At 60.9% G+C, this 22,873-nt stretch carries 21 protein-coding genes and 1 other RNA gene; 12 read left to right on the top strand and 10 right to left on the bottom strand.

Annotated elements, in window-relative coordinates:
- Positions 1 to 143 precede the first annotated feature (143 nt).
- Positions 144 to 698, bottom strand: coding sequence for a D-glycero-beta-D-manno-heptose 1,7-bisphosphate 7-phosphatase (gene gmhB / locus GFD32_RS13225; protein ID WP_163577084.1), 555 nt, complete (start codon positions 696 to 698; stop codon positions 144 to 146).
- A 157-nt stretch (positions 699 to 855) separates the two neighbouring features.
- Positions 856 to 1,758, bottom strand: a complete 903-nt coding sequence (locus GFD32_RS13230; RefSeq protein ID WP_163577085.1) for a LysR family transcriptional regulator — start codon at positions 1,756 to 1,758, stop codon at positions 856 to 858.
- A gap of 151 nt (positions 1,759 to 1,909) precedes the next feature.
- Between GFD32_RS13230 and GFD32_RS13235 the strand changes: the two genes are divergently transcribed.
- A complete protein-coding gene (locus tag GFD32_RS13235) occupies positions 1,910 to 2,920 on the top strand; it encodes a zinc-dependent alcohol dehydrogenase family protein (RefSeq protein WP_163577086.1) in 1,011 nt (336 codons plus the stop codon).
- A 102-nt stretch (positions 2,921 to 3,022) separates the two neighbouring features.
- Here GFD32_RS13235 and glyS read toward each other — a convergent pair whose 3' ends face one another.
- Together glyS and glyQ are read right to left on the bottom strand one after the other, a co-directional pair.
- Entirely contained in the window at positions 3,023 to 5,089 is a 2,067-nt protein-coding gene (glyS, locus tag GFD32_RS13240; RefSeq protein WP_163577087.1) for a glycine--tRNA ligase subunit beta, read from the bottom strand.
- 2 nt (positions 5,090 to 5,091) lie between these two features.
- Entirely contained in the window at positions 5,092 to 6,084 is a 993-nt protein-coding gene (gene glyQ, locus GFD32_RS13245) for a glycine--tRNA ligase subunit alpha (protein ID WP_163577088.1), read from the bottom strand.
- A gap of 99 nt (positions 6,085 to 6,183) precedes the next feature.
- On the opposite strand from glyQ, the gene rfaD reads away from it, so the two are divergent.
- The gene (gene rfaD / locus GFD32_RS13250) at positions 6,184 to 7,140 is read left to right on the top strand and encodes an ADP-glyceromanno-heptose 6-epimerase (protein WP_163577089.1); all 957 of its coding nucleotides are present in this window, start codon (positions 6,184 to 6,186) and stop codon (positions 7,138 to 7,140) included.
- Complete coding sequence (gene waaF, locus GFD32_RS13255) at positions 7,133 to 8,185, top strand: lipopolysaccharide heptosyltransferase II (RefSeq protein WP_163577090.1); 1,053 nt, start codon at positions 7,133 to 7,135, stop codon at positions 8,183 to 8,185. The genes rfaD and waaF overlap by 8 nt, the downstream gene beginning before the upstream one ends.
- A 6-nt stretch (positions 8,186 to 8,191) precedes the next feature.
- Here the strand turns inward: waaF and GFD32_RS13260 are convergent, their stop codons facing one another.
- On the bottom strand, positions 8,192 to 9,835 hold the full coding sequence (locus tag GFD32_RS13260) for a sulfatase-like hydrolase/transferase (RefSeq protein WP_240455655.1): 1,644 nt from the start codon (positions 9,833 to 9,835) through the stop codon (positions 8,192 to 8,194).
- Positions 9,836 to 9,936: 101 nt separating this feature from the next.
- Here GFD32_RS13260 and GFD32_RS13265 point away from each other — a divergent pair, with 101 nt between their 5' ends.
- The 4 genes from GFD32_RS13265 to GFD32_RS13280 all read left to right on the top strand — a co-directional run bounded on the left by GFD32_RS13265 (position 9,937) and on the right by GFD32_RS13280 (position 13,673).
- Positions 9,937 to 10,716, top strand: coding sequence for a glycosyltransferase family 2 protein (locus tag GFD32_RS13265; protein WP_163577091.1), 780 nt, complete (start codon positions 9,937 to 9,939; stop codon positions 10,714 to 10,716).
- Positions 10,646 to 11,521, top strand: coding sequence for a glycosyltransferase (locus GFD32_RS13270; protein ID WP_163577092.1), 876 nt, complete (start codon positions 10,646 to 10,648; stop codon positions 11,519 to 11,521). Before GFD32_RS13265 ends, GFD32_RS13270 begins: the two co-directional genes overlap by 71 nt.
- 194 nt (positions 11,522 to 11,715) lie before the next feature.
- On the top strand, positions 11,716 to 12,543 hold the full coding sequence (locus GFD32_RS13275; protein ID WP_163577093.1) for a hypothetical protein: 828 nt from the start codon (positions 11,716 to 11,718) through the stop codon (positions 12,541 to 12,543).
- A gap of 140 nt (positions 12,544 to 12,683) precedes the next feature.
- Positions 12,684 to 13,673, top strand: a complete 990-nt coding sequence (locus tag GFD32_RS13280) for a glycosyl transferase family 90 (protein ID WP_240455656.1) — start codon at positions 12,684 to 12,686, stop codon at positions 13,671 to 13,673.
- Here the strand turns inward: GFD32_RS13280 and GFD32_RS13285 are convergent.
- On the bottom strand, positions 13,655 to 14,359 hold the full coding sequence (locus tag GFD32_RS13285; RefSeq protein ID WP_163577094.1) for a 3-deoxy-D-manno-octulosonic acid kinase: 705 nt from the start codon (positions 14,357 to 14,359) through the stop codon (positions 13,655 to 13,657). The genes GFD32_RS13280 and GFD32_RS13285 overlap by 19 nt on opposite strands.
- On the opposite strand from GFD32_RS13285, the gene GFD32_RS13290 reads away from it, so the two are divergent.
- From GFD32_RS13290 to waaA, 3 genes are read left to right on the top strand one after another with little or no spacing between them, the layout of a single operon-like run.
- Positions 14,358 to 15,446: a glycosyltransferase family 9 protein gene (locus GFD32_RS13290; protein WP_163577095.1), complete on the top strand. Its 1,089-nt coding sequence runs from the start codon at positions 14,358 to 14,360 to the stop codon at positions 15,444 to 15,446. The genes GFD32_RS13285 and GFD32_RS13290 overlap by 2 nt on opposite strands.
- A complete protein-coding gene (gene hldE, locus GFD32_RS13295; protein ID WP_163577096.1) occupies positions 15,436 to 16,866 on the top strand; it encodes a bifunctional D-glycero-beta-D-manno-heptose-7-phosphate kinase/D-glycero-beta-D-manno-heptose 1-phosphate adenylyltransferase HldE in 1,431 nt (476 codons plus the stop codon). Before GFD32_RS13290 ends, hldE begins: the two co-directional genes overlap by 11 nt.
- Positions 16,863 to 18,164: a lipid IV(A) 3-deoxy-D-manno-octulosonic acid transferase gene (gene waaA, locus GFD32_RS13300; RefSeq protein WP_163577097.1), complete on the top strand. Its 1,302-nt coding sequence runs from the start codon at positions 16,863 to 16,865 to the stop codon at positions 18,162 to 18,164. Before hldE ends, waaA begins: the two co-directional genes overlap by 4 nt.
- Before the next feature lie 12 nt (positions 18,165 to 18,176).
- Here waaA and rpiA read toward each other — a convergent pair whose 3' ends face one another.
- Positions 18,177 to 18,851, bottom strand: coding sequence for a ribose-5-phosphate isomerase RpiA (rpiA, locus tag GFD32_RS13305; RefSeq protein ID WP_163577098.1), 675 nt, complete (start codon positions 18,849 to 18,851; stop codon positions 18,177 to 18,179).
- Positions 18,852 to 19,102: 251 nt separating this feature from the next.
- Between rpiA and ilvA the strand changes: the two genes are divergently transcribed.
- Positions 19,103 to 20,617, top strand: a complete 1,515-nt coding sequence (gene ilvA, locus GFD32_RS13310; RefSeq protein WP_163577099.1) for a threonine ammonia-lyase, biosynthetic — start codon at positions 19,103 to 19,105, stop codon at positions 20,615 to 20,617.
- Positions 20,618 to 20,955: 338 nt separating this feature from the next.
- On the opposite strand, the gene GFD32_RS13315 is transcribed toward ilvA, so the two are convergent.
- The 3 genes from GFD32_RS13315 to GFD32_RS13325 all read right to left on the bottom strand — a co-directional run bounded on the left by GFD32_RS13315 (position 20,956) and on the right by GFD32_RS13325 (position 22,117).
- The gene (locus GFD32_RS13315; protein WP_163577100.1) at positions 20,956 to 21,582 is read right to left on the bottom strand and encodes a 5-formyltetrahydrofolate cyclo-ligase; all 627 of its coding nucleotides are present in this window, start codon (positions 21,580 to 21,582) and stop codon (positions 20,956 to 20,958) included.
- Positions 21,583 to 21,590: 8 nt separating this feature from the next.
- Positions 21,591 to 21,775, bottom strand: a non-coding RNA gene (ssrS, locus tag GFD32_RS13320) — 6S RNA.
- A gap of 36 nt (positions 21,776 to 21,811) precedes the next feature.
- Complete coding sequence (locus GFD32_RS13325) at positions 21,812 to 22,117, bottom strand: cell division protein ZapA (protein WP_163577101.1); 306 nt, start codon at positions 22,115 to 22,117, stop codon at positions 21,812 to 21,814.
- Between the two features lie 177 nt (positions 22,118 to 22,294).
- Here GFD32_RS13325 and GFD32_RS13330 point away from each other — a divergent pair, with 177 nt between their 5' ends.
- Positions 22,295 to 22,873: a UPF0149 family protein gene (locus GFD32_RS13330; RefSeq protein WP_163577102.1), complete on the top strand. Its 579-nt coding sequence runs from the start codon at positions 22,295 to 22,297 to the stop codon at positions 22,871 to 22,873.

A 22,873-nucleotide genomic window follows, 5' to 3' on the forward strand; every position in this document is an offset into this window, starting at 1 on the left:
GATCGAGTACATCGAGATGGAGTACAACAGCTGCCGGCTCCACTCGACCCTGGGCTACCAGACGCCGAGGGAGATTGAACTGGCAGCTGCGGCTTGAAAATGTGTCCGCTCTGACTTGACCAGAACAGGCTTCGGGCTTCGGGCTAATGCGTCGTCACTAGCCAGTCGACGAACTCGTCCAGGTCGGCAAAGACTCTTGCCGTCTCCAGCCCCTTGCCCTTGGCTAGAGTCCGCGCCCCTTTTCCCGTGCGGACGAGCGCTGAATGGCAGCCCATGGCTTCGCCGGCTTGAACGTCGCGCAGGCTGTCGCCGACCATCCAGCTGCCTTTCAGGGTTTTCATGCCAAGTGCATCTCGAATCTGTTCGAGCAGCCCCGTTAGTGGCTTACGGCAACTGCAGCCGTCGTCGGGCCCATGCGGGCAAACGGCAATATGGGCGATTTCTCCTCCCGCCTCCCGAACCAGGGTATGAAGCCGGTGATGCATGGTTTCCAGCGTAGTCTCGTCGTAATAACCACGAGCGATACCCGACTGGTTCGTGGCGACGGCTACCGACCAGCCGGCCTGACTCAATCGCGCGATGGCTGCGATAGCGCTGGGATAGGGGATGAATTCATCGAGTGTCTTGATGTAGTCATCGGAATCCTGGTTGATAACCCCATCCCGGTCGAGGATCACCAGGCGGTCGGCACTTGGCATAGAGTAACAGTCTGTCGGTGTGGGCTTGTTGCTATCGTGGCATGTTTCACGTGAAACAGCATCCGAGATATTCGAATCTGTCTGGTCAGTGGCGCGCTCGCTCCAGCTTTGCGAAACGGAGATGTTTCACGTGGAACAGTTGCTGCCTGGCCTAGGCCTATGATAACGGCAGGCGTTCGACCAGAAAGTCGATAAAGGCCGAGACCTTGAGGGGCGTATGCTGGCGTGCGGGTATGACGGCATGGACGGCGATATTGGGCAATCTCCAGTCGCTCAGCACTTCATGCAAACGCCCGCTGGCCAGGGCTTCGCCAACGATTGACGCCGAGGTCTGGACCAGGCCTAGTCCCTGCTCGGCGGCTAGGGTCAGGGGTAGACCGTAATTGGACTTGAGCCGGCCCCGAACGGGAACGACATGGCGCTCGTCATCACGTTGCAATATCCATTGCGCCGGTCCCTGAAAACGCGTGAAGTGAAGGCAGTGATGATCGAGCAGGTCACGAGGATGGCGCGGCTCGCCATGGTGAGCCAGATAGTCAGGTGCCGCCACGATCAGGCGACGGTCTTTGGCGATGCGCCTGGCCACCAACCGGGAGTCGCCGAGCTGGCCGATACGGATGGCCAGATCGAAGCCTTCTCCGATGATATCGACGAAATGATCATCGAAGCAGGCATCGATGCTGACCGAGGGATGCAGGCGCAGAAAATCGGCCAGATGAGGGGCAATATGCAGGCGGCCATAGTTGACCGGCAGGGAGACGCGTAGCTCGCCCTGGGGACCATTGTGCCGGTCTCGCAGGCGGTCTCCTGCCTGGGTGATATCGGCCAGTGCGGGCTCCACCTGGACGAGATAGTGCTCTCCGTCCTCGGTCAGGGTCAGAGCCCGGGTCGAGCGGTTCAGCAATCGTGTGCCAAGGCGCTGCTCCAGAGCATCGAGCCGCCGACTGACCGAGCCGCTGCTGATCAATAGCGTTTCGGCAGCGGCCTGCAGGGAGCCGCGGCGTGCTACCTCGATGAAGGCGGCGATTTCGTCGAGGGTCACACCATGGTGTCGCGTCATGACGGGGACCAGTGGCTGGAGGAAGGGGGTGTCTATACACAGATTCTTGCACGGCACGCAAGACAGCATAGCAAGCGACGCGCTGGAAACGGACATCTCACCGCCGCATGATCGAGGCATTCCCTGAGGCGGATGAAAAGGAGTGATAGACATGTGGGCGTATGAAGTCCAGGGCTTTGGGTGGGATGCCTTGAAGCGAGTGGAGAGGCCACGGCGAGCGCTGGCCGAGCAGGAGGTGCGGATTCGGGTACGGGCTGCCGCCACCAATTATCGCGACCTGGCGCTGCTGCGAGGAGAGTACCTGCCGGATATGCCAAGGCCCTATGTACCGCTCTCGGAGGGCGCCGGTGAGGTGATCGAGGTGGGGGAGGGCGTCGATACCCTGGTTCCGGGGCAGAAAGTCCTGGGACACTATACCAGCGCCTGGCTGGAGGGCCCTTTCCAGCAGATGTATCATGCCAGCAAGGTCGGAGGCCCCGTGGATGGCTGGTTGGCGGAAGAGATCATCCTTCCGGCCTCGGCCCTGCTGCCGATGCCGGAAGGCTGGCGTTTCGAGGAGGCGGCCGCCCTGGCCATCTCCGGAGTCACGGCATGGCATGCACTAGGAGATATCAAGGCCCTGGCGGGACGCTGGGTGCTGATCGAGGGCAGCGGTAATGTCTCCTTGCAGGCGCTGCAACAGGCCGCCGCCGCTGGGGCGCACCCTGTGGTACTGACATCGCGGGATGACGACGAACGTAGTCGGGCCTTGCGTGAACAAGGTGCCACGGCCGTCATCGGTCCCGGAAGCGCCGCCGATCGGCGTGAGGCCATCCTGGAGGCGAGTGCCGGACATGGCATCGATGTGGCCTTGGAGGTCGTTGGGGGACGAATGCTGACGGAGCTGGTGCTGCCGGTCATGGCCACGCGGGGTCGAGTTGCCATCATCGGCTTTCTCGAGAGCGATCGGGTCGAGGGTGAGCTAGTCGGGCCCATGCTGGCGAAGCTGTTACATCTGGTCGGTGTCAGCGTCGGCAGCCGCCAGCATTTCGAGGCACTGCTGGCATTCATGGTCCGGTATGGGTTGCGCCCCTTGATCGGAGGGCGCTATGTGCCGGAAGCGATACGGGAGGCACTATCGTCTTCGGCGCCCCTGGGCAAGAGCGTTATTCTGATGCCGTAGGGGAAGGTCGGGTGTTCCACGTGAAACATGGGAAGCGCTCGGATACGAAAAAGGCCGGCAAGCATGACGCTTGCCGGCCTTCGCCTTCCTGTGCGTGGGGGCCTACTGCTGGAGCTGAGCGATATCGGCCACTTCCAGGAAGAGGCCGCGCAGGCTCGCCAGCAGGGCGAGACGATTACGGCGCACCGCCTCGTCTTCGGCCATGACCATGACCTGGTCGAAGAAGGTGTCCACCGGTTCGCGCAGGCTGGCCAGGGCGTCCAGGGCCTCCTGATAGTGGCCTGAGGCGAACAGCGGCATGACGTGCTCATGCTGGGCGGCCACCGCCTCGTGGAGCGCCTTCTCGGCGCTCTCTTGCAGCAGCCCGGTATCGATCTCGCTGCCGACCTCGCCTGCCTGCTTGGCCAGGATATTGGAGACCCGCTTGTTGGCAGCAGCCAGTGCCGTCGCTTCCTCACGGCCGGCGAAGGCGGCGACGGCGTGTAGCCGTCGTGCGAAATCCAATGGACGGGTGACGGGGCGGGCACGCACGGCAAGATAGACCTCGGCATCGATGCCTTCGTCCTGAGCCCAGGCGCGAAAGCGGTCGAGCATATAGTCGAGAACTTCGTCGACCAGGCCGTCCGCGTAGGGCAGTTCCTGGTGCTGGGCAGCAGCCAGTTCGAGCAGCTCGCGAAGGTCGAGGTCGAGTTCGCCCTTGACTAGAATGTTCAGCACGCCAATGGCGGCTCGGCGCAGCGCGAATGGATCCTTGGTGCCGGAGGGGCGGGCGCCGATGCCAAAGATGCCGGTCAAGGTGTCGAGGCGGTCGGCGAGCGCCAGGGCCTGGCCGGTGCCGCTGGCAGGGATGGCGTCGGTGGCGAAGCGCGGCAGGTACTGCTCCTCGAGAGCCTGGGCCACTTCGGAGGGTTCGCCGTCATGAATGGCGTAGTAACGTCCCATGATGCCCTGCAGCTCAGGGAACTCGAGCACCATCTCGGTCACCAGGTCGCACTTGGCTAGCTCGGCGGCACGCCGCGCATGACCGACGTCACCATCGATCTGGCCGGCGACGAAGGCGGCCACGGCGGCACTGCGGTGGGCCTTGTCGGTCAAAGAGCCCAACTGCTGCTGGAAGAGCACGCTGGCAAGCTCGGGGATGCGATCGGCCAGCGGTCGCTTGCGGTCGGTATCGAAGAAGAAGGCGGCATCGGCCAGGCGCGGACGAATGACCTTTTCGTTGCCTTCGACGACTTGCTGCGGATCGGCGCTGTCGATGTTGGCGATGGTGATGAAAAGGGGTTTGAGCCGGCCGGCATCGTCCAACAGATGGAAGTACTTCTGGTTGGCCTTCATCGATGAGATGAGGCACTCGGGCGGCACTTCGAGGAAGCGCTCGTCGAAGCTGCCGGTCAACGCTACCGGCCATTCGACCAGTCCGCTGACCTCGGTAAGCAGATCTTCATCGATGACTGCCGAGGCCTCTTGCACCTCGGCCTCGGCCAGTACTTGCTCGCGGATGCGTTCGCGACGCTGCTCACGATCGGCAAGGACCCAGGCACTCTCCATTGCGGAAAGGTAGTCGTCGGCGCGGGACAGCTCGATCGCCTCGGGAGCGTGGAAGCGGTGCCCGAAGGTGGTACGTCCGGCAGTGAGCCCGAGGGCCTCAGCAGGCACGACCTCGTTGCCGTACAGCATCACCAGCCAGTGCACGGGGCGCGAGAACTCGGTGCGCGAGGCGCCCCAACGCATATACTTGGGGACCGGCAATCCAGCGATGGCCTTGCTGACGATGGCCGGCAGCAGGTCTTTAGTGGTCTCGCCGGGGCGCCGCTCACGATAACCGAGCCAGGTACCCTTGTCGGTTTCCAGCTGAATCAGTTCGCTGACGTCGACGCCGCAGGAGCGAGCGAAGCCTTCGGCCGCCTTGGTGGGTTGACCCTCCTTGAAGGCAGCGGCCAGAGCCGGGCCGCGGCGCTCGACCTCACGGTCGGGCTGCTTGTCGGCCAACTCATGGACCTGCACGGCAAGGCGGCGAGGCGTTGCATAGGCGCGTATGGCGCCGTGTTCGATGTCGGCTTCGGCGAGGCCGTGTTGGACGCCGTCGGCCAGGGCATCGGAAAGGGTATCGATGGCGTGGGGCGGCAGTTCCTCGACGCCCAGTTCCAACAGAAAGGTGGTGGCAGCCATGCTCATGCGTCTCCCTGGTCGGTCAGCGATTCTTCGGCCAGTAGCTCGTGGCGCAGCGCTTCGGGCGCCATGGGGAAGCCGGCCGCCCGGCGCGATGCATAATAGGCGTGTGCCACATCGCGGGCCATGGTACGCACGCGCAGGATATAGCGCTGGCGCTCGGTCACCGAAATGGCGTGTCGGGCGTCGAGCAGGTTGAAGGTATGCGAGGCCTTGAGTACCTGTTCGTAGGCGGGCAGCGGCAGGCTCGCGGCGAGCAGTTTGCCGCACTCCTGTTCCTGGTGGTCGAATGCCGCGAACAGTGCCGGTACATCGGCATGTTCGAAATTATAGGCGGACTGTTCGCGCTCGTTCTGCAGGTAGACGTCACCGTAGGTGACTCGTGAGCCGTCGGGTGCCACGGTCCACACCAGGTCATAGACGCTGTCGACGTCCTGCAGATACATGGCAATGCGTTCGAGGCCGTAGGTGAGCTCGCCGGTCACGGGGAAACATTCGAGGCCGCCGGCCTGCTGGAAGTAGGTGAACTGCGTCACTTCCATGCCATTGAGCCATACTTCCCAACCCAGGCCCCAGGCGCCCAGGGTGGGCGACTCCCAGTTGTCTTCGACGAAGCGGATGTCGTGCACCAGCGGGTCGATGCCCAGGCGCTCCAGCGAGCCCAAGTAGAGTGCCTGAAGCTCCGCCGGGGAGGGTTTCATCACCACCTGAAACTGGTAGTAGTGTTGCAAACGGTTGGGGTTCTCGCCGTAGCGGCCGTCGGTAGGGCGGCGCGAGGGCTGTACATAGGCGGCGTTCCACGACTCGGGGCCGATGGAGCGCAGGAAGGTGGCGGGGTGGAAGGTGCCGGCACCGACTTCCATGTCGAGTGGCTGAAGCACCACGCAGCCCTGTTCGGCCCAGTACTGCTGTAGGGCCAGGATCAGGCCCTGGAAGGTCGTCGCGTCCGGCGTCGACCCCGGGGTCGAGGTCGACGAGAGTGTCGAGAGCGTCATCGGAAAGCACCGTTGGCCATGAATTCACTGGTGGCCAAGTATACAATCACAGGCACATTGGTTATAGGCGCAGCCCGCTGCGCCATAGTGAGGAATTCCATGATCGTAGTGACAGGCGGGGCCGGCTTCATTGGCGCCAATCTGGTCAAGGCGCTCAATGCGCAGGGCCGTGATGACGTTCTGGTCGTCGATGACCTTGCCGATGGTACCAAGTTCGTCAACTTGGCGGACTGCACACTCGGTGACTATCTGGACAAGGACGACTTCCGCGCGCGGGTGGAAGCGGTATTGCGTGGTGAGCCATCCCAGCTACCGCCCATCGAGGCAGTCTTCCACGAAGGGGCCTGCTCCGATACCACCGAGTGGGATGGTCGCTTCATGCTCGACAACAATTTCGAGTACTCCAAGGTGCTGCTGCACTTCTGTCAGCGCCAGGGGATCCCCTTTCTGTACGCTTCCTCGGCAGCCACCTATGGTGGCAGCGAGGTGTTCGTGGAGGCGCCTGAGTACGAGAAGCCGCTCAATGTCTACGGCTACTCGAAACTGCTGTTCGACCAGTACGTGCGTGCGCGTTGGCACGAGTTCGATAGCCAGGTGGTGGGTTTTCGCTACTTCAATGTCTATGGTCCCCGCGAGCAGCACAAGGGAAAAATGGCCAGCGTCGCCTATCATCACCATACGCAGATTCGCGCCGGCGATAACCTCAAGTTGTTCGGCGCCTGGGACGGCTATGAGGCGGGCATGCAGAGCCGCGACTTCGTCTACGTAGGCGATGTGGTCGACGTCAACCTGTGGTTCCTCGACCATTCCGACAGGTCCGGCATCTTCAATCTGGGGAGCGGTCGTGCCGAGCCGTTCAAGGCGATCGGAGAGGCGGTGGTCGGCTATTATGGCCGTGGCGAGATCGAATACATCGACTTTCCCGAGGAGCTCAAGGGGCGTTATCAGAGCTATACCCGGGCCGACATATCGCGGTTGCGCAAGGCGGGCTACGATCGCGAGTTTCGTACCGTGGCCGAGGGAGTTGGCGAGTATCTGGAGTGGCTGAATGGCTGATGCCGGCGTGGCGCCACGCATCCTCGTGGTCGGCCCTTCCTGGGTGGGCGACATGGTGATGGCGCAGAGCCTGTTCAAAACGCTCAAGGCTCGATATCCCGGGTGCTACCTCGGTGTCGCGGCACCGCCCTGGTCGCGTCCCATCCTCGAGCGCATGCCCGAAGTGGGCGAAGTGGCCGAGTTGGCAACCCAGCACGGCAAGTTCGGCTGGCGCCCTCGGCGCGCGCTGGCGAAAAAACTGCGCGGGCGATTCGATTGGGCGATCGTGCTGCCGCGTTCGTGGAAGTCGGCTCTCGTGCCATTCATGGCCGGCATACCCCGCCGGACGGGGTTTACCGGGGAGCAACGCTATGGTTTGGTCAACGATCGTCGGGTGCTCGACAAGCGGGTGCTGGACCAGACCGTCAAGCGTTTCGTGGCACTGGGTCTGCCGGCTGCCGAAGCGGCCAGAGGCGACTTCGCACTACCCCATCCGCGGCTCTGCGTGGATCCGGAGAACCTCGTCGAGCAGCGTCTGGCGCTCGGTCTCTCGTCGCGGCCTGCCATCGGCATGATGCCGGGTGCTGAGTACGGTCCCGCCAAGCAATGGCCGCTGAGGCATTTTCGTACTCTGGCCGAGCGCCTCGTTGCGTTGGGCTTCGAGGTTCGGGTGCTGGGTGGCCCCAAGGATGCCGAGGCGGGTCAAGAGATCGCCGCGGGTCTGGCACGAACCCATGATCTATGTGGCAAGACGCGACTGGCCGACGCCGTCGACTTGCTCGCCGATTGCCGCCAAGTGGTGACCAACGATTCCGGGCTGATGCACGTAGCGGCAGCCGTTGGCACGCGCATACAAGCCATTTACGGTTCTTCCTCGCCGACCTATACGCCGCCTCTTACCGACAATGCCGAAATCCACTACCTGGGGGTGGAATGCTCCCCTTGCTTCGAGCGCCACTGCCCGCTCGGCCATACCCGGTGTCTTGTCGACCTCTCGCCGGAGCGTTTGCTGAAGGCGATTCTGGCGGCTGACGGGCCGGCTGGCGAGCGCATCGCCAGCGGCTGATGGGCGTCACTGCATGACTGGGGCCGGTTCGTCTGCCGTGTCTTCGGGTGTCTCCACCACCTGCTCTTGTGGCGTTTCCGGGGGATCGTCCTGGCGCTGAGGGGCGAGGCCTTCCCAAAGCCGCTCTTGCAGGGCGGTCTCTCCACGCATGCGTGCGTTGAGCGTCTCCAGGCCGTGTTCTTCGACCAGGGTGGGCTCGTTCGACAGAAGCGAAACGCCCAGTCCTGCCCGGTGCCAGTCGATGGTGAAGCCCATCGCCTCGAGCACGGTGGGGAAGACATCCATCATGGAAGACGATCGATGACGACGTTCGGCGGGAACATAAGGGCCCAGCAGCATGAAAGTATTCTCGCGCTCGCTCTCGATCAGCGCTTCCCAGGCCGATACGCGCATGGTGAGATGGTCGCTGGCGATTACCACCAAGGTATTGTTGAGTAGCCCTTCCGTATCCAGCCGTTCGATCAGCTTCCGGGCCAGCCAGGTGGAGCATTCGACGGAGTAGAGAATGTCCTGACCACCGAATTCACCCTGGCGTTCGCGGCAGCGTTGAGCAGGGTAGCCATTCGGTGCATGGCCGGTGATGCTCAGACTGACGACTCCCCAGGGCTCGTTGGTTGCATCGAGGCGGCGTATCTCATCCACGGTGAAGTCGTAGAGAGAGTCGTCGTAGAGCCCCCAGTTATTGACGTAGTCAGGATCGTCCAACCGAGGTTGCAGCGCGTCTCGGCCGAGCACTCGCTCGAAACCGTGGCCTTCGTAGAAGACGCCCTTGCCGGCGAAATCGGTGCTTGCCCCACCGAGGTAGCTCAGGCGATAGCCATGAGAGGACAAGACATCACCCAGGCAGTCCACGCCGGGCACCACCTGGTCGAGTGGTTCGAGCTGGCTGTCGTGAAGCAGTCCAGCCGGCATCAGCGGTGTGCCGCACTGGCTAGCGATCATGCCGGCCATGGTCCAGCCGGTGTTGTCGATCTGCTTGACGCCTTCGAAGACCAGAGCCTCTTCGCCAATGGCCTCGAGGTCTGCATAGGCGTCGCCGAAGCGTTCACGATCCGAGTAGGTTCGCTCAATGCTCTCCAGGTAGAGCAGCAGTAAGTTGGGAGGAGAAGCCGGTGCATCGAGGACGACGGGCTCGACGTACTGGCGGTCTACCCAGGCACCATCATCGGTGACGATGGCGGCACCGCGTTGCGATACGCCATAGAGCAATGGGTTACTGGCCAGCAGCACCAGGGCCAGGAAGTGCTCGACCCGATGCCACCGCCCATCATGGTGCGTCAGCCAGGTAAAGCTGACCAGCAGAGCGATCATGGAGAGCGTGTAGCCGATGGCAGCGAGACTCCGGTCGACGCCCCCATGGCCTTGCATGCCGGCTTGAAGGTGAAAGAAGACCGCTCCGAGATCGACCTCGCCGAAGCTGTCGGCCAGATAGATGTAGAGCCCCCACAGGGCAATGGGAAATAGCGACCAGGGCCAGCTGCGCTGGGTGGGAGGCGCGGCAGCTCCCCAGCGAAACTGCCAGCCCAGCCACAGCCAAGCAGCGGCGATGGGAAACATCAGCCATGGGGGCAACAGCGCCATGGAAGCGATGGCGTGGCCAAGCCACAGGCCGATGACCAGCAAGGCCCACCAGCGGGTATGAGTACCCATATTTTGTAGACGTGCTAACATATGTGCCTGTGGCTTCTATGTCGTAGTGTTTCGGTTATTGTAGCCCGCATAGGAGGCCTTGGAACACCGGAGATGTTTACATGGCTAGCTTTATTGAGAATATAACACCTGTCATCATTGTGAAAAATGGTGAACAGCATATGAAAAAAACTCTGAAATGTCTCCAAATATTTCGTCGAGTTGTTCTCTTCGATAATGGCTCTACGGATAGAAGCATTGAATTTGCAAAAACTTTCGATAATGTTGAAGTGAAACAAGGTTTATTCATAGGGTTTGGCCCAACCAAGAACTTGGCTGCGAGCTATGCTAAGACATCTTGGGTCTTATCATTAGACATTGATGAACGGCCGGATAGAGTGCTGTTAGAAGAGTTAAAAAATTGGGAGCCAAAATGTAATAGAGAAGTAGGACGGCTACATCGAGAGAATTATTTTTGTGGAAAAAAGGTCCGCACAAATGGCTGGGGTGGCGATTACCTTGTTCGAGTTTATAATAAAGATTTTTATGCTTTTAACAATAATCGCGTGCATGAAAAAATCGAGTTTGATGACGAAGCGATTGTGCATGAATTTGGCGGTTTGATCCACCATGATGCGATACAAGATGTTTCACAGCTTTTAGATAAAGCACAGCTTTATTCTGAAATATATGCTGATTCGGGAAAGGCTAAACTGTATCCTTTCCCCATTATTATTGTGAAGACAATATTTGCCTTCGTGCGCTCTTATATCATTAAGGTTGGTTTTCTTTCGGGGTGGAGGGGATTCTCTATTGCATTTGGAGAGAGTGTTGGCGTCTATTTTAAATACACTAAAACTTTCCAAAGATATTGGAGGAAAGGTAAAAGATATGAAGGTTAGTTTGGTGATTACTACTTACAACTGGCCAGAAGCTTTGAAAGCCTCGCTGCATACGGCTTTTCGGCAATCTTATGATAGCTATGAAGTTATTGTCGCCGATGACGGATCAAGTGATGCAACACGCGATGTGGTATTGAAAATAAAAGAAAAAGCAGTATCTAACCTTCACCATGTTTGGCATGAGGATCGTGGCTTTCGCGCGGCTGCTATAAGGAATCGAGCTATAGCAGCCGCGACAGGTGATTATGTGATTTTTATAGACGGAGATTGTTTGCTTCCGCCAACCTTCATTGCTGACCATATATCCTTAGCACAAGAAGGCTGTTTTGTTGCTGGGTCACGTGTAAAGATCAGGTCCGAGGCTACAAGGGATCTTCTAAATGATCCTGAAAATATAATACCCCTAACCCGTAGAGCGTTGCTCAGTTTCTGTTTTTCTCGTAAAATTAAACGTCCTCATCCTTTGCTAAAGTTACCCTTGGGGCCTTTGAGGCATTCGCGTGCGCAGCGATGGAAAGGCGCGGTAACGTGTAACATGGCTGTATGGAGAAAGGATCTTATTGAGGTTAATGGGTTTGATAATGCCTTCGTAGGATGGGGGCTAGAAGATAGTGACCTTGTTGCACGCTTGCTAAATCTTGGGGTTACGAGGAAAGAAGGGAAGTTGTATTCTTTCGTGGCTCACCTCCATCATGAAGAGCGTGCGCGTGATTCTGAAAGTGTTAACCGAGAGCGGTTTGAGAAATCTTTGCTAAGTACTAAGGTTTGCGCAGGATCTGGTTTGAATGAAGTAAGTCAAGTTTAGCTTAATTTTAGTTCTGTTTTTTAGGTTTCTTTCGGTGAAGTAATGAAGGTGAATAGTTAGCGTTTGGCAGTTATTGTATTAGTGGTTTTTAATATCATGGTGTCAAATTTATAACTGGTAGGGATTGTAAGTTAAAGCGGTGCCTATGTATAATGTATTTACATATTTAATCATTTTTAAAGAGTGTTGATGCAATGAAATGCCCATTGACACCTGCTGGTAAAAAAGTAAACCCGGAGCTTTATCATCCAAGCTTGCGATGTGCCATGCTTCGGTCTCGTTATTCTCATAAGGTACGTGAAGCTATCGTATCGATGCTTGTTAATTCTCTTGAGAATATGCTTTTCCTTAACTGGGTGAGAGATGGTAGGTTTGCAAGTTATATAGAAAAATCAGGGCTTCCGCGACGTAGTGTGGAGCTATATTGTGGAGAATCATTGGTTATTGTGGTTGATCCTAAAGAAATAACGCATCACGCCTCAATGGTTGATTCTTTTGAATCTAAGTCTCAAGGGAAAAGGGCGAGGAGTCAGTTTATTTGGGCAGGAGATTGGGATTTGAAGACCATTGATTTTAGATCGGTCAATCGCTACCCATTCATTGAAGACATCTGGGGTCACCGAGATGATCTTTCTAAAAGCATTGCCTATGGCGATCTCTCGAAAAAGTTGCAGTCTGGGAAGCCGTTACGCTCCTACCAAAAGGGGGTTTTTCTTGATGCGCCTGAGAAAATAATGACGTATCTTGGTCGATATGTCGGTTATATGAAAAATATGCAGGAAAATAGCTTTGATGGCTCGCTTGGAAAAGATGCGCTTGCTGTTGCGGTTGGGCGTGATGGTCAGCTTCTGAAGCTCAACCGTGGCCTGCACCGCTTGGCAATGGCAAAGGTTCTGGGGTTGGAGAGCATCGTCGTAAGAATTAAGGCGGTACATTATGGATGGTGGAGTGAAGTTACGGAAGATGTGGTTGGCAATGGAGAAAAGCTTGACTCGATGTTAGTCGGTCTCGATCGTCAATGACTTCATGTCGAAGTTTTCGGGAGTCTGGGGCGCTTGGAGATGTTTCTGCTGTTGCGAAAAGTGATAATGGGTAACGACACTGTCAACCACCAGTCCGTTGGCAAGCGTTCGGTTTGCCATGTTGAAAGTGGGGGAATCCAGTGAGCGCTTTGACCCAACGGGCGCACAAGAACCTTCACAAGCTGGGATTCTATACCCGGCATTTTTTGAGTCTTGCAATACCTGCTACTTGGCAACGGCGCTGGTTTGAGCGAGCGTTGGCCGACCTAGAGCGACTCCCTGTCGAAGAGGTCAGTGCCATATGCAGGCGTGTCCAATATTACAATCGGTTGAGCGAACCGTTTGACCCGTCCGAACAATCCCGGCGCATCGATGCTTTTCAGCGTGAGAAGAGTTGGTCATACTACCTGGACTTGTTGACGCTATTGAGAGCCTTCCCCGGTGAATATCGCTTTGATCATCTATTCGGCGATGTCAAGTGGGTTCCAGAAAGACCCGCCTTAGTCAAGAGTCGCCCGATTGTGTCAGACAATGCCAATGCCGTACTGTTGAAGCTGAATCGAGTTCGGCACTACTATTTTGTCGATGACAAGGTACCTTTCGAAGCGAAGCATGATCAGCTCGTCTGGCGAGGGGCGTGCCACCAGCCGCATCGTCAGTATTTTATCCAGGCGTTTCATGATCATCCACTCTGCAACGTTGGCGACGTGCATCGAAAGGCTCAGGGCATGCCTTGGCATCGCGCTTTCATGTCGGTTCCCGAGCAGCTGAACTACAAATTCATACTGAGCATCGAAGGCAACGATGTGGCTACGAACCTGAAGTGGGCCATGGCTTCGAATTCGCTGTGTTTCATGACGCGGCCAAAATTCGAAACCTGGTTCATGGAAGGCACTTTGATACCAGCATACCACTACGTAGAGTTGAAGGACGATTATTCTGATCTGGAAGAAAAAATCCACTACTACACTCACCATCCAGATGAGGCAAAAGCCATCGTTCGCAATGCCAATCGCTACGTGGCTCAGTTCCGTAATGAGTCCCGTGAACGCCTCATCGGGATGTTGGTTCTGCAAAAATATTTCGAAAGATCGGGGCAGTTATCGCTGCCTCAACGTGCATACCCCTGATCAATCGCATGCATCGCGTGCGTATTTCTAAACTTCACCAGAGATCGGTGGAGTCGCTCCAGGTTGGCTTGCTGCCAACTTCCAGGCGGTTGCAGCCGACACCGATCCAGGTCGATCATCCAGACCTTGTTCTCCTGATCCACCAGCAGGTTGCGGGCATTGAGGTCGACGTGATCCAGCCCGGCGTCGTGGAAGCGGCGGATGGTGGCGCCAACGCGTTGCAGCAGGTCGTCGTCGGCTTCATCGGCGATCAGCAGGTCGGCAAGGGTGCGGGCGCCCGGAATGCGTACGGTGATCAGGGCCGCCTCGTAGGTCAGTCCGTAACGGGTAACGCCGGCGGCCACCGGGCGTGGCACGGGAAGGCCTTGCGCATACAGGTCGGCGGTGAGCCGGAATTCGCGAAAGGCACGGGTGCGTTCCAGGCCGGCCCATACGTAGCGGCGCTCGCTCAACCGCGCGATCATGCCGCCGCGGCGGTAGGGGCGTAGCACCCACTGCTCCTCGCCGGCATCGAGGAACAGGCTGGCACCACGGCCGGGCGCTTCGCCCACGACGAGCCCGTGCTGGCGCCAGGCATCGGGATCGAGAAGAGCCGGACCAAGTTGTGGCGCCGAGTCGGCGTCACATACACTGTCGGCATCATATAGAATGACGCTCTTTCTCGTCCGATACGTTGCCAAGCGCATGAAGCATCCTCTGCCTGCCGAACCTCGCCATATCGGCGTCCTCCGCCTCTCCGCCCTGGGCGATGTCTGCAATCTGGTTCCTACCGTGAGGGCGCTGCAGCGCCAGTGGCCCGAGGCGCGGATCACCTGGATCATCGGCAAGACGGAATACAGTCTACTGACGGGGCTTTCCGGGGTCGAGTTCGTCGTCTACGACAAGGCGGCGGGCCTGGCCGGCATGCGCGAGCTGTGGCGGGAGCTTGCCGAGACACGCTTCGATGTGCTGCTGCACATGCAGCAGGCACTGCGCGCCAGCGTGCTTTCCCTGGGGCTCAAGGCCGACGTGCGCGTCGGCTACGACAAGGCGCGGGCCAAGGATGCCCAGCACTGGTTCACCCAGCGCCACATCGCGCCTCATCCGCGGGCCCACGTGCTGGAGTCCTTCCTCGACTTCGCCCAGCTGCTCGGCGTGGAGGATCTGTCGCTCGATTGGAATCTGCCGGTGCCGGAGAGCGCCGTCGCCGAGGCAGCCACGCTCAGTGGCCAGGCACCCTACCTGCTGCTCAGTCCCTGTGCCAATCCGCGGCTGCGCAACTTTCGCAACTGGTCGGCCGAGGGCTATGCCGCGGTGATCGAACACGCCTGGGTTCAGCACGGCCTCAAGGCGCTGCTCACCGGCGGCGGTAGTACGGCGGAGCGTGAAATGGGCGAGCGGATTCGCCGCTTGTGCCGTCCTGAAGCGGTGGTCGACGCCATCGGTCGTTCTTCGCTCAAGGGACTGCTGGCGTTGATTCAGGGGGCGCGTGCCGTGGTGGCGCCCGACTCGGGGCCGGTGCACATGGCCAACGCCCTGGGCACTCCGGTGGTCGGCCTCTATGCCACCACCAATCCGGATCGTGCCGCACCCTACCAATGGCGTGACTACGTGGTCGATCGCTATCCCGATGCCGTGCGGACCTATCTGCACAAGGAGCCGGAAGCGATCCCCTGGGGACAGCGCGTTCGCCATCCCGATGCCATGTCGCTGATTCACGCCGAGGACGTGATCGCCCAGCTGGATCGCCTGCTGGCGGCACGCAACGTAACGGAGACTCCCAATGAAGCTTGACCTGACCGCGCTGGAGCAGGCCCGCGTTCTGGTGGTGGGCGACGTCATGCTCGATCGCTACTGGTATGGCGGCACTTCGCGCATCTCGCCAGAGGCACCGGTGCCGGTGGTGCGCGTGGAAGACACCGAGGATCGCCCCGGTGGTGCCGCCAACGTGGCACTCAATATCACGGCTCTGGGCGGCCAGGCATCGCTAGCCGGCCTGGTGGGTGACGATGCGCATGCCGACGAGCTGGCGCGGCGTTTGGAAACCAGCGAAGTGAACGCTTACTTATCACGTCGCCCCGGCATGCCGACGATCACCAAGCTTCGGGTGATGAGTCGCAACCAGCAGTTGATCCGTCTGGACTTCGAGGAGGGCCTCGGGGTGGCGGATACCGGTGAGTTGATGGAACGAGTCGCCGAGGCCTTGCCCGCCGCCGATCTGGTGATTCTCTCCGACTACGGCAAGGGCACCCTGAACCGGATCGAGACGCTGATTGAGATGGTGCGTGCGGCCGGCAAGCGAGTGCTGATCGACCCCAAGGGCAGCGATTTCACCAAGTATCGCGGTGCCAGTGTCATCACCCCCAACCTCACCGAGTTCGAGGCAGTGGTCGGCCCTTGCCACAGCGACAGCGACCTGGCCACCAAGGGCGAGGCGCTGCGCGTCGAACTCGAGCTAGAGGCGCTGCTGATCACCCGCAGTGAAAAGGGCATGACGCTGATTCGCGAGGGGCACGAGCCTCTGCACTTGCCGACCCGCGCCCGCGAGGTGTTCGACGTCACCGGCGCCGGGGACACCGTGATCGGGGTGCTGGGCCTGGCGCTCGCCGCGGGCCATGCCTTCCCCGAGGCGATGATGCTGTCCAACCTCGCCGCTGGCCTGGTGGTGGCCAAACCCGGGACCGCCACGCTCTCCATTGCCGAGCTCTACACCGCCCTGCAAGGCGACAAGCTGGCCGAGTTCGGCGTCATCGCCGAGGCGCCGCTGGTCGAGGCGGTTCGCGCCGCCCAGGCCCGCGGTGAGCGGGTGGTGATGACCAACGGCTGCTTCGACATCCTCCACGCCGGCCACGTCGCCTACCTGGAACACGCCCGCGAGCTTGGCGACCGGCTGATCGTGGCCGTCAATGACGATGCCTCCGTGGCGCGTCTCAAGGGCCTCAAGCGGCCCATCAACACTCTGGCGCGGCGCATGCAGGTGCTGGCCGGTCTGGGGGCGGTCGACTGGGTGGTGCCTTTCGGCGAAGACACGCCGCAGCGACTGATCGAGGCAGTACTGCCCGACGTGCTGGTCAAAGGGGGCGACTACCGCCCCGAGCAGATCGCCGGTGGCGAGGCCGTGCGTGCGGCGGGTGGCGAAGTGCGGGTGCTCGACTTCGAGGATGGCGTTTCCACCACGGCCATGATTGCCACCATTCTCGATCGCGAGCAATGACGAGCGGAGCGCAGCGCTGGGCGCGTCGCCTGTATTCGGCAGCCCTCTACCTCTTGGCACCGCTGATCTGGCAGCGGGTGTGGCGTGAGCAAGTGCCCACTCGCTCTCGCAGGGAGCGGCTCGGCTTGATTCCTGCGGACCCCGCGCAAGAGCGTCGGATCTGGTTGCACTGCGCCTCCGTCGGCGAAGTGCTGGCGGCCCGCCCGTTGATCGTGGCGCTGCACGAGCGCTATCCACATCACCATTTGGTCATCACGACGATGACCGCCACTGGCGCCGAGCGGGTAGCGGCGATCGCCCGAGAACTCACGGCCACCGCATCCGGCGGCAAGGTGAGCCATCACTTCGTGCCCCTCGACTTCCCGGGAGCGGCACGGCGCTTTCTCGCGCGGCTACGCCCGGAGCTGGCGTTGTTGTTCGAGACGGAGCTATGGCCCAACCTGATTGCCGGCTGCAGTCGAGCCGGCGTGCCAGTGGCAGTGGTCAACGGGCGCCTGTCGTCGCGGGCCTTTCGGCGTTACTGGCGCATTCGGCCGCTACTGGCGGATGCGCTAGCCCGAGTCGACTGGCTGGCCGCCAAGTCCCGGACCGATGCCGGGCGCTTCCGGCGTCTCGGTATGCCGGCCGCACGCACGACGGTCGTTGGCTCGCTGAAGTTCGACCTGGAGGTGTCGGCACAGCAGCTGGCCGCGAGCCAGCAGCTGTGCCAGGCGCTGGGGCCGCGTCCGGTATGGATCGCCGGCTCGACGCACCCGGGTGAAGAAACGATCCTGCTCGAGGTGCAGTCGCGGCTGCGTCAACACTACCCCACTGCTCTGCTGATTCTCGTCCCACGCCATCCCCAGCGCTTTGGCGAGGTGGCGAAGCAGTGCGGCGACCGCGGCCTTCCGCTCGCCCGGCGCTCGCTGGGTGAATGGCCCGAGGCGTGCACTGCCGTCTATCTGGGCGATACCATGGGGGAGCTGCTCACCCTTTACGGGGCCGCGGACCTTGCCTTCGTGGGCGGAAGCCTGGTGCCGGTCGGCGGACATAACTTGCTCGAGCCCGCTGCCATGGGCGTACCGGTACTTAGCGGGCCGGCGTTGGCCAACTTCAGTGACATTGCCGATGAGCTGCGCCAGGCCCGGGCGCTGGTGGAGGTGGCCAACGGTGAGGCTCTGAGCGAGGTGCTGCTACGCCTGTTCGACGACGAGCCGGAGCGCCACCGCCTGGCGGAAGCCGGACAGGCGGTGGTGGCGGCCAACCGCGGGGCGCTGACGCGCACCATGGAAGGCCTTGAGGCGATACTCCGGGAGTGAGGGAGCACTCACTCACGCCGGAGTGGTACGCTCCACGCCCTGCTCGGTACCGAGCAGGAGTACATCGGCGCCGCGCGCGGCGAACAGGCCGTTGGTGACCACGCCGACGATAGCGTTGAGCCGCGCCTCCATGGTCAGCGGATCGTCGATCGGAAAGTCGTAACAGTCCAGTATCTGGTTGCCGTTGTCGGTGACCACGCCCTCGCGATAGACGGGGTCGGCGCCGAGCCTGACCAGCTCGCGGGCCACGTAGGAGCGCGCCATGGGAATCACTTCAACCGGCAGCGGGAACTCGCCCAGTCGCTCGACGCGCTTGGAGGCGTCGACGATGCAGATGAAGCGTTCGGCGCAGGCGGCGACGATCTTTTCGCGGGTGAGTGCGCCGCCGCCGCCCTTGATTAAATGTAGGTGAGCGTTCACTTCGTCGGCGCCGTCGATGTAGAAAGGCACGGTGCCTACGCTGTTGAGCTCGAAGACCTCGATGCCATGGCCGCGCAGGCGCTCGGCGCTGGCCTCGGAACTGGCCACGGCACCGCGGAAGTCGTCGCGAAGCGGGGCCAGGCGGTCGATGAAACGGTTGGCGGTCGAGCCGGTACCGATGCCAAGCACGCTGTCGCGTTCCAGGCGTGGGCGGATTTCGTCGATGGCGGCTGCAGCCACGGCGTCCTTGAGTTCGTCCTGGGTCATCTCTTGCTCGCTGTCGGGTGGGTGGCGGATGCGCCGCCATTATAGGCCAGTTGCGTCGCCACTGCCGGCAGGGCAAATGTAGCGCCCAGGGAGGAGTTCACAGCGCCTCTTCGCAGACCTGTCTACGGATCAGTCCAAGAGACAAGCCAATTGCATTCGCCCTGCACTGTCGGGCGGCGGCTGGACGCGGGGGCTGCCGGGATGCTACCAATAGGGATTTCCCTTCCGCGCCATCTCTCTGGAACCTCAGGATGCTCGAAGCCACCGTCAAGAAAATTCTCCAGGCCCGGGTCTACGAAGCCGCCCGGGAAACGCCGATATCCCCGGCCCCTTTTCTGTCGCGGCGCTTCAATAACCAGATCCTCATCAAGCGCGAAGACCTGCAGCCAGTCCACTCCTTCAAGATTCGTGGCGCCTACAACAAGATGGCGCAGCTCACCGACGAGCAGAAGTCCAAAGGCGTGATCGCCGCCTCGGCGGGCAACCATGCCCAGGGGCTGGCGATGGCGGCCAAGCTGATGGGCGTCAAGGCGGTGATCGTCATGCCGCGCATCACGCCGGACATCAAGGTCCAGGCGGTACGCGCCCGCGGTGCCCGGGTGGTGCTCAAGGGCGATGCCTTCTCGGCGGCCGCCGAACATGCCCAGGAGCTGATTCGCGAGCACGGCTACACCTACATTCCGCCGTTCGACGATATCGACGTGATTGCCGGGCAAGGCACCATTGGCATGGAGATTCTCCACCAGCATGGCGGCAATCTGGACGCCATCTTCGTGCCGGTCGGCGGTGGCGGGCTGATTGCCGGGGTGGCGGCCTACGTCAAGTACCTGCGCCCCGAAATCAAGATCGTCGGCGTCGAGTCCGAAGACAGCGCCTGCCTCAAGGCAGCGCTCGATGCCGGCGAGCGGGTGGTGCTGGATCAGGTGGGCGTGTTCGCCGAAGGCGTGGCCGTGGCGCAGATCGGCGAAGTGCCCTTCTCGATCATTCGCGAGCTGGTCGACGAGGTGATCACCGTCAATACCGACGAGATGTGTGCGGCGGTCAAGGACATCTTCGACGATACTCGTGCGGTATCCGAAACCTCCGGCGCCCTGTCGCTGGCGGGGCTCAAGAAATACGTCCAGCAGACGGGTGCCGAAGGCCAGACGCTGCTGTGCATCAATTCCGGTGCCAATACCAATTTCGATCGCCTGCAGCACATCGCTGAGCGTACCGAACTCGGCGAGCAGCGCGAGGCGATCCTCGCGGTGACCATCCCCGAGCGGCCCGGCAGTTTCAAGAAGTTCTGCAAGACCATCGGCAAGCGCATGGTGACCGAGTTCAACTATCGCTATGCCGATCCGCAGGCCGCACACATCTTCGTCGGCGTACAGGTCAAGCCCGGCGGCGACGATCGGCAAAGCGTCATCGACAAGCTCCACGATGCCGGTTATCCGGTGGAGGATCTGACCGATAACGAGCTGGCCAAGCTGCATATCCGCCACCTGGGTGGCGGTCGCCCCAAGGAACACTTCGACGAGGAAGTCTACCGCTTCGAGTTTCCCGAGCGGCCGGGCGCGCTGATGAATTTCCTGACTCACCTGCCCCAGGACTGGAACATTTCGTTGTTCCACTATCGCAATCACGGTGCGGCCTATGGTCGCGTGCTGGTAGGCATGCAGGTGCCCAATGGCGATCGCGCCCACGTCGAAGAGTACTTCGATGCCATCGGTTATCGCTACTGGAAGGAGACCGACAACGCCGCCTATCGCCTTTTCATGGCGTGAAACGGCTGGAAGTGAACGTTGACTCACGTCAAACGTCAGAAATGACGCGTCTTTCTTGGATTGATTGCGGCCTGAGAACGGTTGTCAGTGCGCTACCGCTGGCACTATAGTCGGCGTTGGTTACAGCCATTCATACAACCGTCAGTCTCAATCGTCGTTCAGGAGTGAATCATGAGGCGAAAACCCGATCTGGTCATGGCACTGGTGCTGGCCTTCGGCATCGGTGTGGTGGTGACAGGCTATGCTCAGGCACTGGTGGGAAGTTGATCCGGGAAGCAGTGCCATGACCAGAAGTGCAGAAAGAGCGGGCCGGTGCATCTGCATCGGCCCGCTTGCATTCAGGGGTGGATGGTACGCCGATCGCTGACGATGGCGTCCAACGGCACGTCCCAGGGGGCGGCGGGTAGCCTCTCCACTCGCTGGCACTCGTGGGCCAGGCCGATCAGTGTTGGGCGCGGACCGGTACGGCGAGTGAATGCCAGGCTGCGATCATAGAAGCCGCCGCCCATGCCCAGTCGGTTGCCCTGAGCATCGAAGCCCACCAGCGGCAGCAGGATCAGGTCCAGCGTCCAGGCCGGCTGCCGTCGTGCGCGGTGGGCGCCGTGACGGGCTTCGGGCTCGGGAATGCCGAAACGGTTGCGCCGCATGGGCGTGTCGCGATGGTAATGCACGAACCACAGAGCATTATCGGAGAGCGGCCTGAGTACCGGTAGATAGATCCGGGCGCCACGGCGGCGTAGCCAGGGAATCAGGGGTTGGGGATCGATCTCGCCGTCGTTGGGCAGGTAGAGCGCCACGCGGCGGGCGCGCTTCACCTCGGGGAGCCGGCGCAGTCGGTGGCACAGCGCTTCGGCAGCCAGGCGCCGTTGTCGTGTGCTGAGCGTTCGGCGTCGGCGACGCAGTTCACGGCGTAGCCGTCGGCGTGACTCGGCTGTGTGGGTATCACGGTCGAAGGTCGCGCGCATGATGGGCAAGGTTCCCCAGAGTGCCGCTGTCGTTGTGGCCCTTGAACCCTTGGTTCAAGGTGGGTGGCCGCAGCCGAACCGTCAGGCTTTCCGTCGCACGGACATGCACACGGGTCCGGCTAGCCGTTGGCCGCCCTGGGTATTGCTCATAGGCTCGAGGGACTATAACGACTGGCCAACACCCCAGGGAACGTTTTCATCCTAACAGAGCCAGTGATGGCGTCCAATGTCATTGCGCACGGCGGTCGGCATCTTCCAGTGCCTGGGCCAGGCGTTCGCTGAGGCGGTCCAGGGTGCGTTCGCCGTCGCGCCGTTCCTCCAGGGTTTCGAGCAGTTCGTGGGTGATGTTGAGTGCGGCCATGATGGCGATGCGCTCATTGCCGAGCAACGAGTTCTGGGCATGAATGCCATGCATGGCGCGGTCGAGGTAGCGGGCGGCGCGGTCGAGCTTGTGTTCCTCGCCCGGTTCGCAGGCAATGGTGTAGTGGCGGCCCAGCAGGTTGATCTCGGCGGTCGGCCGGGAGGCGTCGCTCATGGCAGGCTCCGGTGTCGAGGGAGTGGCGCGATGCGGTACCATCCGGATTGATAGAATGGCGCAGCCGGCCAATCGCCACTATAAGAGAGCCGTTTGCAACCGGTCAACGCATTGCTCAGGCCACGCCGGCCTGCCGCCATCGCCGCTTTTCCCACCGCTGCCAACCAGGAACCCGTGATGTCTCCGATTGACGAACGCCCGGACTTCTCGACCATCGCCGACCTCTTCCTGCTCCACGGCAGTCTGCAGTCGCCGGCCTTTCTCGACGGTCGCCTGTGTGCCGCCCTGGCGCTCAGCGACCTCGATGCCGATGCCTGGCTTGAGAGCGTGTGCCTGGGGCTGGGGGTCGAACAGCCACGGGATCGCGACAGTGCCGCGACGTTGCTGGCCTGGCGCCGCCATACCCTCGAAGCCCTGGCCGACAGCTCGCTGGACTACGAACCGCTGCTGCCCGACGAGCTTTACTCGCTGGCCGAGCGCGCGCGGGGGCTATCCGAGTGGACCCAGGGGTTCCTCGAAGTGCTCGACGAGGTCGGTGATGCCAATCGCCAGGGTTGGTCGGCAGCGTTGACCGAGGCCGTCGAGGATCTCGGCGCAGTGGCGACGCTGGAGGTCGACCTCGATGACAGCGCCGAGAACGAGAACGATCTGTTCGCGCTGACCGAGCATGTGCGCATGGCGGCGATGCTGCTCTACACGGAACAGCATCCCGGCAAGCCCCAGGTCGAGAGCGTTGATACGCCCACTCATCATTGA

It is taken from the genome of Halomonas faecis (assembly GCF_010993975.1).
Taxonomy (GTDB): Bacteria; Pseudomonadota; Gammaproteobacteria; order Pseudomonadales; family Halomonadaceae; genus Halomonas; species Halomonas faecis.